Source organism: Aeromonas sp. R6-1 (assembly GCF_040908165.1).
GTDB lineage: Bacteria > Pseudomonadota > Gammaproteobacteria > Enterobacterales > Aeromonadaceae > Aeromonas > Aeromonas caviae.
The window spans coordinates 54,757-67,577 of sequence record NZ_JBFODF010000044.1 but is presented as its reverse complement, the minus strand read 5'-3'; the positions used below and the strand labels follow the sequence as shown (position 1 = coordinate 67,577).

Below are 12,821 nucleotides of genomic sequence, written 5' to 3'. Positions count from 1 at the left end.
GTTGGCCCCTATATAGATAACAAGGCCGGAACGCTCGACAGAGGTTTCGACCAGGCGCCCGTCCATCAGGAGGGCAAACAATCCGTTATCGCTCACAAGAGGGTAATACTATGCGTTCTATCGACTTTTCTCCGCTCTATCGTTCTGCCATCGGCTTCGATCGTCTGGCCACTCTCATCGAATCTGCGGCCAGCAATGGCAATGCCGGCTATCCCCCCTACAACATCGAGCAGCTGGGTGACAGCGACTACCGCATCAGCATGGCGGTGGCGGGCTTTACCCAGGAAGAGCTGGAGCTGAGCTTCCAGGAAAATCTGCTGACGGTGAAGGGCAGCAAGCAGGCCGACACCGAGCGCAACTACCTCTACCAAGGCATTGCCGAACGCGGCTTCGAGCGTCGCTTCCAGCTGGCCGACTATGTGCGGGTGAAGGGGGCCGACCTCAAGAACGGTCTGCTGCACATCGACCTGGTGCGCGAAGTGCCCGAGGCGATGAAGCCCCGCAAGATCGAGATCAACGGCTGACAGCCTGACCTCGTTGCATTGCTGATGTTTCCCGGGTGCCGATGGCGGGCCCGTGGAGAGTAAACCCTGTTGCTTTATAGAAGGATAGGATCATGCGTAACCTCGATTTTTCTCATCTCTATTCCAATGCCGTCGGCTTCGAGCGGATGGCCCGCGAGCTGGAAGGCCTGTTCGATCAGAAGACCTCGGCCTACCCCCCGTACAACATCGAAAAGCGGGATCACGACAGCTACCTCATCACGGTTGCCGTGGCCGGTTTCGATCGCAATGAGCTGGAGCTGGAGACCGAAAATGGCACCCTCAAGGTGAAGGGGCGCAAGGTCGCCACCATGGGCGAGCGCCAGTTCCTCCATCAGGGGATCGCCGAGCGGGACTTCGAGCTCGCCTTCAAGCTGAGCCAGCACGTGGAAGTGCAGGGGGCCAGGCTGGAGCACGGTCTGCTGACCATAGAGCTGGCCCGGGAGCTGCCGGAAGCGCTCAAGCCCCGCGCCATCCCCATCGGCAAACCCGATCAGCTGGCACTGCCCGGTTAAACAACATCGCTGACCACCTGATAGAAAAGAGGCCTGCATCTGCAGGCCTCTTTTTTTCATGCCGAAGGGGGAATCAACCGGCGTAGAGGGCGTTGATCTCGTCGGCCAGGATGGCGATGCCGCGACGCACCAGATCTTCGCTCTGGGCATAGTTGAGGCGGATGCACTCCTGGCTGTGGCGCCACTCGGGGTCGTCGATGCCGGGGAAGAAGTAGTGGCCGGGCACGATCAGCAGGTTCTTCGCCTTCAGTCGCTCATACAGCTCCTGGCAGTGGATCGGCAGGTCTTCGAACCAGAGCCAGAGGAAGAGGGCACCCTCCGGCTTGTGGATGTGGAAGCGCGGATCCGGAATGGCCTCGCGCAGCAGCTGGACCGCGAAGGTGGCTTTCTGCTGGTAGAAGGGTTTCACCACCTGCTCGCTCAGGGTGATGATGTCACCGCTCTCGATCATCGGAATGGTGATGGCCGGACCCAGGCTGCCCGGCGCCAGATTGATGATGCCGCTCAGGTTGGTGATGGCCCGGATGATCTTCTCGTCGGCGATGACGATGCCGCAACGGGTGCCCGGCAGGCCGAGCTTGGAGAGGCTCATGCAGAGGATGGTGTTGGCGTTCCAGAACGGCTTGGCGTCGCTGAAGATGATGCCGGGGAAGGGCACGCCGTAGGCATTGTCGATGAGCAGCGGGATCCCCTTGTCACGGGCAATCTGATCGAGGTGCTCGATCTCCTCGTCGGTGAGCACGTTGCCGGTGGGGTTGGTCGGCCGGGAGACACAGATCACCCCGATGTCGTCGCCCACCTGCAGGCTCTCGAAATCCACGTGGTATTTGAACTGGCCGTCGGGCAGCTTCTCGATGGTGGGCTTGTAGGCGACGAAATGATCGTCCGAGAGGGCCGAGTCGGCATAGCCGATGTATTCGGGGGCCAGGGGGAACAGCACCTTCTTCTTGCGACCGTCGGCGAACTCGCCGGCCAGCAGGTTGAACAGATAGAAGAAGGCGTTCTGGCTGCCATTGGTCAGGGCGATGTTGCGGGCGGAGATCTCCCAGCCCAGCTCCTTGCTGAGCAGGGTCGCCAGCGCCTTGGTGAACCTGTCTTTGCCCTGGGGGCCATCGTAGTTGGCCATGGCCTTGATCAGTTCGCCGTTGTCGAGCAGGGTGTTGGCCTCGGCCTGAAAGCGTTCCAGCATGGCGGGGATGGGGGCCGGATTGCCGCCTCCCAGCATGATGGCGTCGGGATTCAGCAGCCCTTGATTGAGGTCGTCCATGAGTTGGGTAATACCGGCGTGGCGAGTGAACTTCTCGCCGAACAAGGAGAATTCCATTCGGTGGCAAATCCAGAGTCAGTTAAGGGGGGAGCTAGCACCATAGCTCACTTCAAAAGCGGGTGTCGATCAAAAAAACGGGGCGTTTCACGTGGAACAGGGTTGCCATGATGGAGGTGGTAAAAAAAACCATTTATAGGTTTTAAAATAACCAACATTCGATTCAGGAAGGGGGGGGGCAGCATCAAAAAATTATTTATATCAATAAAATCATGCTGTTACAAATCTGGCACAACTATTGGAATAGCTATCTGGTCATCTCAACCACACCGGAGCACACCAGATGAAGACCCTGATCGCTACCCTGATTGCCAGCAGCCTGAGCCTGAATGCCATGGCCGCCGAGAACCCCAGACCCGAGCTGGATAGCGCCGCCCTGCAACAGGAGATGCTGGCCTTGCAGCAGCAGGCCTCCCATGACGTGGTGGCAGAGGCCATCCACAACCTCAAGCCGCTGGCCCTGGAGACCCTGGTGGTGGAGGCGAGCTCGGCCGATGCGACTCATCCCGAGAGTTGAGGTAGCGCAAGGGGGTCTGCCCCGTGTGCTGCCTGAAGAAGGCGATGAAGGCGCTGTCGCTGGCGAACTCCAGGGCAGCGGCCACCCGGCTGATGGGCTCGGCTTCGGCCAGCAGCTCCATGGCCCGCAGCAGTCGCCACTGCTGGCGCCAGGCCTGGTAGCTCATGCCGGTCTCCCGCATGAAGATGCGGCCTATGGTCTTGTCACTGGCACCCACCCGTTCGGCCAGCCGGTTGAGCCGATCGGGCAGGGTGTCACCCCGCTTTATCTCCTGCAGCCAGCCGGTCAGACGCCCGTCTGACGGCAGCGGCAACTGCCAGGATTCCCGCGGCGCTTGCGCCAGCTCTTCTTTCAATAATGCCAGTGTGCAGGTTTGTTCTGCTTCCGGCTTGTCCCACGGCCAGAGCGCCATCCGCTCGATGATCTCCCGCAGCAGCGGGTTGACGGCCAGCACCGCCATCTCGTTTGGCAACGCGGGCTCCGGCTGGAAGTAGAGGGAGCGATAGGCCACTACCCCGCGCATCAACACCCGGTGGGGCAGGCCTGCTGGCAACCAGGCCGCTCGCGTCGGCGGCAGCAGGCAGACCTGATCGTCCAGCTCTATGGTCATGCAGCCTGCCTGGGCGAACAGCAGCTGGTGGCGCTGGTGCTGATGGCGGCCGGAGTCGTGCCAGCCGAGGGCGGCGGCAATACCGATGGCGCTGCCGTCGTGCTGGTCCGGATCAAAGGGGTGATCGGGAAGAATAAAGGCCATGTGTCCGATTCTTGCTGTTTATAGTCCGCCTTATTGTAATCGGACATGTTATCCCTCTCTAGAATGGCGACCTCTTGTGAAGGAGGTGTGTCATGAACAACAGGTTGCCACCGCGCTGGCTGGTGGTCGGATTGATGATGTTTCCCCAGATAGTGGAGACCATCTACAGCCCGGTGCTGACCCATATCGCCACTGAGTTTCGGGTGAGCGAGGGGCTGGCGTCCCAGACCCTGTCGGTCTATTTTCTGGCGTTTGCGGCGGGCGTGGTCTGCTGGGGCAGGTTGTGCGATCTGGTCGGGCGGCGTCCCGCCATGCTGGCGGGGCTGCTGACCTATGGCGCCGGCACCCTGCTGGCGTTGCTGGCCACTCAATTTGAAACCCTGCTGCTGGCCCGGGTCATCGCGGCCTTCGGCGCCGCCGTGGGTTCCGTGGTGACCCAGACCATGCTGCGCGACAGCTATCAGGGCAGCGATCTGGCGCGGGTCTTTTCGGTGATGGGCATCGCGCTCTCCCTCAGTCCGGTGCTGGGGCTGGTGAGCGGCGGCCAGCTGGCGAGCGGGTTCGGCTATCTCGGGGTATTCGGCGCCCTGCTGGTATTGGCAGTTGGATTGCTGCTGGTCACTTGCTGGCAACTGCCGGAAACCCGCCCGGCCATCACTCAGAGGGTCGCACTCTGGCCGCTGGCCTGCCGGATGGTGCGTGATAGCGGCTTGTGGCGCAGCGCCGCCCTGGTGGCGCTGTTCAACACCATGCTGTTCGGCTACTACAGCCTGGCGCCGTTTCTGTTTGCCAGTCTGGGGCTGAGCGCGGGGGAATTTGGTTACTCCGGCATCGTGCTGGCGCTGGCGACCCTGGTGGGCAGCCTGCTCAACAAGCGCCTGCTGGGCCGTGGCTGGACGCCTGCCTCGTTAATACGGCTCGCCGCCGTGCTGGCGTTGGGTTCGGGTTGGCTGGTGTGGGCCAGTCAGGCATCGCTCTGGTTTCTGCTGCCCATGACGGGAGTGGTGATCGCGTTCGGGCTGGCTATCCCCAATGTGCTGAGCCAGGCGCTGCTGGCCTATCGGGAGGTGGCGGGCAGTGCCGGGGCCCTGTTCGGGCTTGGCTACTACCTGCTACTCAGCCTGGGGTTGGCGGTTGCAGCCAGCTTGCAGGATCTCGGACTGCTGTTCGGGGGATGCGGTCTGTTGGCACTCTGTTGTTGCTGGCGTCGTTCCACGTGAAACATCAGCTGCCGATAAAGCGGTAGCCGATGCCGGCTTCGGTCTCGCTCAGGGTGGGTTGCTGGGAATGTTGCCGCCCAGCTTCTTGCTGCAACATCAGCTGCCGATAAAACGGTAGCCGATGCCGGCTTCAGTTTCGATCAGGGTGGGTTGCTGGGGGTTATCTCCCAGCTTCTTGCGCAGGCTGGCGATGACGATGCGCAGGTAGTGAGTGTCCTCCTTGTGGCTCGGTCCCCAGATGTCGATGAGCAGTTGGGTCTGTTGCACCAGCTTGCCGGGGTGGCACACCAGCGCCTGCAACAGGGCGAACTCCTTGCGGGAGAGGGGGATCTCCTCGCCCTGCAAGGTCACCTTGTGGCTGCTGCTGTCCAGGGTCAGGCCACAGTGGGGGAAGTGTCGACACTCGCCGCTGGTGGCACCGACTCGCTGGCGCAGCAGCACCCGGATACGGGCCATCATCTCCCCGACGCCGAACGGCTTGCTCATGTAGTCGTTGGCCCCCGCATCCAGCAGCCGCACCTTCTCCTGCTCCGAGTCCCGCGCCGAGAGCACCAGCACGGGATTGGCGTGGTGCTCGCGGATGGCGTGCAGGATTTGGATGCCATCGCCATCCGGCAGGCCGAGGTCCAGGATCACCAGATCGGGATTGAGGTGGCGATACTGCGCCATCCCCTCGGTGACGCCGACCGCCTCGCTCACCTGATGTCCTTCGGCGATCAGGCTGATCCGCAAAAAACGGCGGATGGCCGCCTCGTCGTCGATGACCAGTATGTGAGCCATTCAGCCTCCCGTTTGCTGATTGAAAAGGGCGGCGACCATCAGGCCGCCGGTGCGTTGAGGGCCAGCGGCAGGGAGATGCGCATGCAGGTGCCGTTGCCGTTGGGGCCGGCGAATGCCCAGATGCGGCCGCCGTGGACCTCTATCATAGCGCGGGAAATGGCGAGGCCAAGCCCGGTGCCGCGGCTGCCGCAGTCGCCGACCGGCTGGGTGTAGAACAGATTGAAGATCTTGTCCCGATCCGACTCGGCGATGCCGACCCCGATATCGATGATGTCGATGATGAGGTCGGGGTCCGCCAGCATCACCTTGAACTCGATGGGGGTGCCGGCCGGCGAGTAGCGGGAGGCGTTGTCGAGGATGTTGACCAGCACCTGCTCGATCAGGGCACCGTGCACATAGAGCCGGGGGATCTGCTGATCGAAGTGCACCAGCAGCTTGTGCTGGCGCCAGGAGGAGTCGAGTCTGCGGCGGGCGCTCTCCACCAGGTCAGCCAGGTCAACCCAGTCCCGTTTCAACTGGAAGTCCGGTGAGCCGATGCGGGTCATGTCCAGCAGGTTTTGCACATAGCCGTGCAGGCGGCGCGCCTCGTCCTGCACCGAGTGCAGCAGTTCGATGCGGTCCTCCGCACTTATCCGGTCCCCGTATTCCAGCAGGGTGCTGCCGGCCCCCATGATGGTGGCCAGCGGCGTCTTCAGGTCGTGGGAGACCGAGGAGAGCAGGGCGGCGCGCATCCGGTCGGTCTCCGCCTGCAACTGGCTGTCCGCCAGCCGCTCGTTGAGATCGATCCGCGCCAGGGCGGCGCGGATATCGGTGAGCAGGGCCTGCAGCTGGTGCTCGGCGGCGGAGGTGAGCGGGCTGGCCAGCCGGATGCCCAGCACCAGGTCATCGCCGAGGTGATGATACTGAGCCTCGGCGGCGTTGAGGGTGGCGGTATGGGCACCAGCGCTCTGCTTCTGGGCCAGGCACCAGTCAATGGCGGCCTTGTCGGTCTGGCCCGGCCCGGTCTGGGTGTCACCGGCCCGGTACTGGTAATCCCCATCGAGCGCGAACACGGGCTGCCCAAGGGCGAGGGCGATGGCCTGGGTTCCCTGTCTCAGCACGTCCACCGGGCTGCTGGCGGTGGCCAGTCCCTGGCTCAGGGAGAGCAGGGCGTTGCCCAGTTGCTGGGTCTCGCGCAGGCTGACCAGTTGCTGACGCTGGCGGGAGGCGAGGCGCCCGGCCGCGATGCCGACGATGAGCAGCACGAACAGGGTGAGCAGGTCGCTGTGGCTGGCCACGCTCAGGGAGAAGTAGGGGAAGGTGAACAGCAGATTGTGGCCGACGAATCCCAGCACGGCGGCCAGGATGGCGGGGACCAGGCTGGTGGTGAGCGCGGTGGCCAGTACCCCCAGCACGAACAGCATGGGCAGGGAGGCGGGGGGCAGCCAGTGGGAGAGGGCCCAGACCGCGGCCGAGGTCCCCCCCATGATGGCCACCGCCAGCAGGCTCTGGCGAAGCTCACCCGGGCCTGCCGTTGGCAGGGTCAGACCGGGCTTGCGCTTCTCGGTATCCACCAGCGTGATCTCGAATCCCTGCGCCTGTTTGAGCAGGTGCTGTACCAGGGATCGACGCCAGGGCGGGTTGCGGGATTTGCCGAGCAGCAATTGGGAGACCTGCTGCTGTTCGGCGGTCTCCAGCAGGGCATCGGCCACGGCCGGGCTGGAGAGGGTCAGCACCCTGGCCCCCAGCTGGGAGGCGAGGGCCAGCGCCTGCTCCAGCTCGGGGGAGCGTTGCCCCTTGCTGTCGATGTGCACCACCAGCCAGGGCAGTTGCCTGCGCTGGGCGAAGCGGTGGCCGTAACGCACCAGGGCGGCGCCGTGCTCATCCCCGATGCAGACCATCAGCTTGCCCCGCAGCGGCAGTGTGGTCTTGCCGGCGGCCTGCCACTGCAACTGCAGATCCCCCTCCACGTGGCTGGCGGCGGTCTGCATTGCCAGCTCCCGCAGGGCGGTCAGGTTGTTGAGGGAGAAAAAAGACTGCAGGGCGGCCTTGGCCTGGTGGGGCACATAGACCTTGCCCTCCTTGAGGCGGCCGAGCAGCTCCTTGGGGGGGAGGTCGATCAGCACTAGGCTGTCGGCCTCCAGCAGCACCTGATCCGGCAGGGTCTCCTTGACCCTGACCCCGGTCAGCTGCCACACCAGATCGTTGAGGCTCTCCAGGTGCTGCACGTTGAGGGTGGTATAGACATCGATGCCGGCGCCCAGCAACTCCTCCACATCCTGCCAGCGCTTCTCGTGGCGGCTGCCGGGGGCGTTGCTGTGGGCCAGCTCGTCCACCACGGCGATGGCGGGTTTTCGCGCCAGCAGGCCGTCCAGATCCATCTCCTCCAGTCGCTGCTGGCGGTGCAGGTGCAGCTTGCGCGGCTGGATGGCGAGCTTGTCGAGCAGGGCCAGGGTCTCCTGGCGGCCGTGGGTCTCCACCACCCCGATCAGGATGTCGACTCCCTCTCTGGCCTGCTCCCGCACCGCCTGCAGCATGGCGTAGGTCTTGCCGACGCCGGGGGCCGCGCCGAGAAACACCTTCAGCTTGCCCCTGTGCTCCTGCTCCAGGCTCGCCAGCAGGGCGTCTGCCCTCACTTCATCACGCATCCCCGTGCTCCCGTTGCATCGGCCGAACTGCGGCCGTGACCTCATTGCTCATGCTTGTCCCCGTTGTCGAAAGGGAGCCTTCCCGAACGGCAAGGAGCGCCCTCAGGCGCCCTTTTGATGATCGAGTTGCAGGTTCAACTGGAGAATGTTGACCACCTGCGGGCCAAGGATACCAGCTTGTGCCGCCGACTTGACCTGCTCCGTCAGCTGAACGGGATCCAGCCCCCGTTGCCCTGCGACCCTATCCACCTGGGCCAGCGCTGCATCGAGGGGAAGATGGGGATCGAGGCCGGAGGCGGAGCGGGTCAGCAGGGCGGGGACCCTGGCTTCCGTCTGCGCCCTGGCCGCCGCGGCGGCAAACTCGGCCCGTAGCGGCGAGCTCATCCCCAGGTTGCTTCCGCCGCCACCTATGGTGGCGAAATCGCTGGCGGAGGGGCGGGAGTGGAAGTAGTCGGCCCGCTCGAATTTCTGGGCCAGCAGGGCGCTGCCGACCACCTGCTGCTTGGCGTTGGTGAGCAGGCTGCCGTTGGCCTGCCAGGGGAAGAGCAGCTGGGCCAGCCCGGTGACGGCCAGCGGATATGCCACCCCCAGCAGCAGGGTCAGGGTCAGCAGGGTTCTGATTGCTATCATGATTTTTTGCTCCAAAAGATTGATGGGGTACAAGCCAGGCCTGCACCCCGCTATGTAGTCACACTAGGCCCAGGCCGGTGATAACCAGGTCGATCAGCTTGATACCTATGAAAGGCACTATCAGGCCGCCGACGCCGTAGATCAGCAGGTTGCGGCGCAGCAGGCTGGCCGCCGTTCCCTTCAGGCTGACCCCGCGCAGGGCCAGCGGCACCAGCGCGACGATGATCAGGGCGTTGAAGATGATGGCCGACAGGATGGCGCTCTCCGGGCTGCCCAGCTGCATCAGGTTCAGCGCCCCCAGCTGCGGATAGGCGGCGATGAACAGGGCTGGCAGGATGGCGAAGTACTTGGCCACGTCGTTGGCGATGGAGAAGGTGGTCAGGGCGCCGCGGGTCACCAGCAGCTGCTTGCCCACCAGCACCACGTCCAGCAGCTTGGTGGGGTTGGAGTCGAGATCCACCAGGTTGCCCGCCTCCTTGGCGGCCTGGGTCCCCTCGTTCATAGCCAGGCCCACGTCGGCCTGGGCCAGCGCGGGTGCGTCGTTGGCGCCGTCCCCGCACATGGCGACCAGCCGGCCGTCGGCCTGCTCCTGGCGGATGTAGGCCAGCTTCTTCTCCGGCGTCGCCTCGGCGATGAAGTCATCCACCCCGGCCTCGGCGGCGATGGCGGCGGCGGTCAGCGGGTTGTCACCGGTGATCATCACGGTGCGGATCCCCATGTGGCGCAGGATCTGGAAGCGGGCCTTGATGCCCGGCTTGATGATGTCCTTGAGGAACACTACCCCCAGCAGCTTCTCGTGGGTACAGACCAGCAGCGGGGTGCCGCCCTGGCGGGCGATGTTGTCCACCGATTTGAGGATGAGCTCGGGCACCGCCTTGCGATCGAGGGAGAGGTAGCGTAGCACCGCGTCCACCGCCCCCTTGCGATAGTGATGGCCGTTGCGATCCAGCCCGCTCAGCCGGGTCTCGGCGCTGAAAGGGATGATGATGTCGCTCTCCAGCTGGCTCGGTCTGGTGTGGCTCTTGCCCGCCAGGGTCAGGATGGATTTGCCCTCCGGCGTATTGTCACCGAGCGAGGCCAGCATGGCGGCCTGGGCCAGCAGGGAGGGGTCCACGCCGGGGGCCGGGATCAGCTCGTCCGCCATCCGGTTGCCGAAGGTGATGGTGCCGGTCTTGTCCAGCAGCAGGGTGCGCACGTCGCCGGCGGCTTCCACCGCCCGGCCCGACTTGGCGATCACGTTGAGCTTCACCAGCCGGTCCATGCCGGCGATGCCGATGGCGGAGAGCAGGCCGCCGATGGTGGTCGGGATCAGGGTGATGAACAGCGCCAGCAGATAGAGCCGGGGCACCTGGGTGCCGTTGTAGTCGAGGAACCAGGGCAGGGTGGCCACCACCAGCAGGAAGATCAGGGTCAGCCCTACCAGCAGGGCGTCCAGCGCCATCTCGTTGGGGGTCTTCTGCCGCTTGGCCCCTTCCACCAGGGCAATCATGCGATCCAGCGTACTTTCGCCCGGGTTGTTGGTGATACGCACCCAGATCTCGTCGGAGACGACGGTGGTGTTGCCGGTCACGCCGCTGCGGTCGGTGCCGGACTCGCGGATGACGGGGGCGGATTCGCCGGTGATGGCCGCCTCGTTGACCGAGGCGATGCCGGCGACCACTTCGCCATCGGCCGGGATCATCTCGCCGCTGCGCACCAGCACCAGGTCGCCCTTGAGCAGGCTGGTGGCCGGTACCCATTCGCCCTTGTCATCCTGCGGGCTGGTGACCCGACGAGCCTTGAGCTGGCTCATGCCGGCCTTCAGGCTGTCGGCCCGCGCCTTGCCGCGACCCTCGGCCAGGGTCTCGGCGAAGTTGGCAAACCAGAGGGTCAGCCAGAGCCAGGCGGTCAGCTGCCAGGCCAGCGAGGGGGCGACGCCGGAGAGCGGCTGCCCCAGCAGGGACTCCAGGGTCGCCATCACGGCCGCCAGCCAGAGGGTGAACAGGATGGGGCTGCCGAGCAGCGCCCTGGGGTTGAAGCGATAGAGGGCTTCCACCATGGCCTGCAGGATCTGTGATTTCTGTTTCTTGCCCTTCACCTGAATGGTGTCGGTGCTCATTGAAGCGGACTTGCTCATTGGAAAGCTCCCTGCATCGAATAGTTGGTCACGCAGATCATTCGGGTGTGCAGCATCAGAAGGCTCCTCCCAGCAGACTCAGGTGTTCCGCCACCGGGCCCAGCGCCAGCACCGGCAGGAAGGAGAGACCCCCCATCAGCAGCACGGTGACGATCAGCAGAGTGATGAAGAGCGGGCCGCTGACGGGGAAGTCCCCCTCGCTTCGCTCCTGACGCGGGGCGCGGGCCAGCTGGCCGGCGATGGCCAGCACCGGAATGATGTAGCCGAAGCGGCCGAGCAGCATGGCCAGCCCGATGGCGATGCACTGCCAGCTGTCGGCGGCGGCAAAGCCGGCGAAGGCGGAGCCGTTGTTGCCGGCGGCCGAGGCGTAGGCATAGATCAGTCGTGACAGGCCATGGGGGCCATCGTGACCGATGACGGTGGCGGAGTTCGGCATCAGCAGGGTAATGCCGCCGATCACCAATACCCCGACCGGCATCACCAGCATGCTGGCGACCACCCACTTCATCTCGGTGATGCCGAGCCGTTTGCCCAGATAGGTTGGGGTGCGCCCCACCATCAGGCCGCACAGGAACACGGTCAGCAGCACGAACAGCATCATGCCGTAGATGCCGGCCCCGACGCCGCCGAACACCACTTCACCCAGCAGCATGTTGATCATGCCGACCATGCCGGCGAGGGGGGTGAAGCTGTCGTGCATGGCGTTGACCGAGCCGTTGGAGGCGGCGGTGGTGGCCACTTCCCAGATGCTGGACAGTACGGGGCCGAAGCGACTCTCCTTGCCTTCCCAGTTGCCGGCTTCGCTGGTGAGGTGGGCGAGGGCGGGATCCGGCTTCAGCTCCTGGCCGATGGCGAGGCAAAGCCCCAGCACCAGCATGATGGTCATGGCGATGAGGATGGCGCGGCTGTGGGCCAGATCCTTCACGTAACGACCCAGGGTGCAGACCATGGCGGCGGCCAGCGTCAGCAGGGCGACCATCTCCAGCCAGTTGGAGAGGGCAGTGGGGTTTTCGAACGGATGGGCCGAGTTGATGCCGAAGAAGCCGCCGCCGTTGGAGCCGAGCTGCTTGATGGCGATCTGGGAGGCGGCCGGGCCGAGCGGCAGCAGCTGCTCCTGGCCTTCCAGGGCGTGGAACGGCATATAGGCCGACAGGCTCTGGGGCACCCCCTGCCATACCAGCAGCAGCGCCAGGATCAGCGCCATCGGCAGCAGCACGTAGAGGCAGAAGCGCACCAGATCCTGCCAGAAGTTGCCGAGGTGGGTGGTCTGCTGGCGGGCGATGCCGCGAAACAGGGCGATGGCGACGGCGGCGCCGGTGGCGGCGGAGACGAAGTTCTGGGTGGTGAGCCCCACCATCTGGCTGAAGTAGGAGAGGCTGGCTTCGCCGGAGTAGGCCTGCCAGTTGGTGTTGGTCATGAAGCTGACCGCGGTGTTGAAGGCGAGTTGCCAGTTCAACCCTGGCAGTTGCTGCGGGTTGAGGGGCAGCAGCCCCTGCGCCATCAGGATCAGGAACAGCAGGCCGAAACCGGCGCCGTTGAAAGCCAGCAGGCTGAGGGCGTAGGACTTCCAGTCCTGCTCGCGCCCGTCCGTGCCGCAGCAGGCCAGGGTGGCGCGCTCAAGCGGGGCCAGCCAGCGACTCTTGCCTTCAAACACCCGATACAGGTAGTTGCCAAGCAGAGGCGCCGGCAGCAGCACCAGCAGCACGAACGCGACGGGATAGATGATCTCTTGCCACATATCCGGTTCCTCACTCATGGGTGCGCGCGAGGGCGCGCAGCAGATAGCCCGCGAGGGC

The 12,821-nt window shown here is 64.6% G+C and carries 11 protein-coding genes; 4 read left to right on the top strand and 7 right to left on the bottom strand.

Annotation, left to right across the window (positions count from 1 at the left end; all coding sequences use genetic code 11):
* Nucleotides 1–110: 110 nt before the first annotated feature.
* The gene (locus tag AB5Y68_RS14590; RefSeq protein WP_010672291.1) at nt 111–524 is read left to right on the top strand and encodes an Hsp20 family protein; all 414 of its coding nucleotides are present in this window, start codon (nt 111–113) and stop codon (nt 522–524) included.
* 92 nt (nt 525–616) lie between these two features.
* Nucleotides 617–1,057, top strand: a complete 441-nt coding sequence (locus AB5Y68_RS14585; RefSeq protein ID WP_010672292.1) for an Hsp20 family protein — start codon at nt 617–619, stop codon at nt 1,055–1,057.
* Nucleotides 1,058–1,130: 73 nt separating this feature from the next.
* On the opposite strand, the gene AB5Y68_RS14580 is transcribed toward AB5Y68_RS14585, so the two are convergent.
* Nucleotides 1,131–2,381, bottom strand: a complete 1,251-nt coding sequence (locus AB5Y68_RS14580) for a valine--pyruvate transaminase (protein WP_039040650.1) — start codon at nt 2,379–2,381, stop codon at nt 1,131–1,133.
* Between the two features lie 283 nt (nt 2,382–2,664).
* On the opposite strand from AB5Y68_RS14580, the gene AB5Y68_RS14575 reads away from it, so the two are divergent.
* Nucleotides 2,665–2,898, top strand: coding sequence for a hypothetical protein (locus AB5Y68_RS14575; protein ID WP_080770057.1), 234 nt, complete (start codon nt 2,665–2,667; stop codon nt 2,896–2,898).
* Here AB5Y68_RS14575 and AB5Y68_RS14570 read toward each other — a convergent pair.
* Nucleotides 2,828–3,652 (bottom strand): helix-turn-helix transcriptional regulator, encoded by an 825-nt coding sequence (locus AB5Y68_RS14570; RefSeq protein WP_039040651.1) that lies wholly within the window; start codon nt 3,650–3,652, stop codon nt 2,828–2,830. The genes AB5Y68_RS14575 and AB5Y68_RS14570 overlap by 71 nt on opposite strands.
* A gap of 92 nt (nt 3,653–3,744) precedes the next feature.
* On the opposite strand from AB5Y68_RS14570, the gene AB5Y68_RS14565 reads away from it, so the two are divergent.
* The gene (locus tag AB5Y68_RS14565; RefSeq protein WP_039040652.1) at nt 3,745–4,872 is read left to right on the top strand and encodes a multidrug effflux MFS transporter; all 1,128 of its coding nucleotides are present in this window, start codon (nt 3,745–3,747) and stop codon (nt 4,870–4,872) included.
* Nucleotides 4,873–4,968: 96 nt separating this feature from the next.
* Here the strand turns inward: AB5Y68_RS14565 and AB5Y68_RS14560 are convergent, their stop codons facing one another.
* The 5 genes from AB5Y68_RS14560 to kdpA form a co-directional block, all read right to left on the bottom strand.
* Entirely contained in the window at nt 4,969–5,652 is a 684-nt protein-coding gene (locus AB5Y68_RS14560) for a response regulator (RefSeq protein WP_039040653.1), read from the bottom strand.
* Between the two features lie 38 nt (nt 5,653–5,690).
* Nucleotides 5,691–8,279, bottom strand: a complete 2,589-nt coding sequence (locus AB5Y68_RS14555; RefSeq protein WP_039040654.1) for a sensor histidine kinase KdpD — start codon at nt 8,277–8,279, stop codon at nt 5,691–5,693.
* A 102-nt stretch (nt 8,280–8,381) separates the two neighbouring features.
* Nucleotides 8,382–8,909 carry a potassium-transporting ATPase subunit C gene (locus tag AB5Y68_RS14550; protein ID WP_039040655.1) on the bottom strand — a complete coding sequence of 176 codons (528 nt, stop codon included), beginning with the start codon at nt 8,907–8,909 and terminating at the stop codon, nt 8,382–8,384.
* Nucleotides 8,910–8,967: 58 nt separating this feature from the next.
* Nucleotides 8,968–11,025 carry a potassium-transporting ATPase subunit KdpB gene (gene kdpB, locus AB5Y68_RS14545; RefSeq protein ID WP_052258870.1) on the bottom strand — a complete coding sequence of 686 codons (2,058 nt, stop codon included), beginning with the start codon at nt 11,023–11,025 and terminating at the stop codon, nt 8,968–8,970.
* Nucleotides 11,026–11,080: 55 nt separating this feature from the next.
* A complete protein-coding gene (gene kdpA / locus AB5Y68_RS14540) occupies nt 11,081–12,763 on the bottom strand; it encodes a potassium-transporting ATPase subunit KdpA (RefSeq protein WP_039040657.1) in 1,683 nt (560 codons plus the stop codon).
* Between the last annotated feature and the right edge of the window lie 58 nt (nt 12,764–12,821).

Bases quoted from the DNA above. Each gene is read 5' to 3' on its own strand.
- AB5Y68_RS14590 (WP_010672291.1), top strand. From the start codon at position 111: ATGCGTTCTATCGACTTTTCTCCGCTCTATCGTTCTGCCATCGGCTTC.
- AB5Y68_RS14585 (WP_010672292.1), top strand. From the start codon at position 617: ATGCGTAACCTCGATTTTTCTCATCTCTATTCCAATGCCGTCGGCTTC.
- AB5Y68_RS14580 (WP_039040650.1), bottom strand. From the start codon at position 2,381: ATGGAATTCTCCTTGTTCGGCGAGAAGTTCACTCGCCACGCCGGTATT.
- AB5Y68_RS14575 (WP_080770057.1), top strand. From the start codon at position 2,665: ATGAAGACCCTGATCGCTACCCTGATTGCCAGCAGCCTGAGCCTGAAT.
- AB5Y68_RS14570 (WP_039040651.1), bottom strand. From the start codon at position 3,652: ATGGCCTTTATTCTTCCCGATCACCCCTTTGATCCGGACCAGCACGAC.
- AB5Y68_RS14565 (WP_039040652.1), top strand. From the start codon at position 3,745: ATGAACAACAGGTTGCCACCGCGCTGGCTGGTGGTCGGATTGATGATG.
- AB5Y68_RS14560 (WP_039040653.1), bottom strand. From the start codon at position 5,652: ATGGCTCACATACTGGTCATCGACGACGAGGCGGCCATCCGCCGTTTT.
- AB5Y68_RS14555 (WP_039040654.1), bottom strand. From the start codon at position 8,279: ATGCGTGATGAAGTGAGGGCAGACGCCCTGCTGGCGAGCCTGGAGCAG.
- AB5Y68_RS14550 (WP_039040655.1), bottom strand. From the start codon at position 8,909: ATGATAGCAATCAGAACCCTGCTGACCCTGACCCTGCTGCTGGGGGTG.
- kdpB (WP_052258870.1), bottom strand. From the start codon at position 11,025: ATGAGCAAGTCCGCTTCAATGAGCACCGACACCATTCAGGTGAAGGGC.
- kdpA (WP_039040657.1), bottom strand. From the start codon at position 12,763: ATGTGGCAAGAGATCATCTATCCCGTCGCGTTCGTGCTGCTGGTGCTG.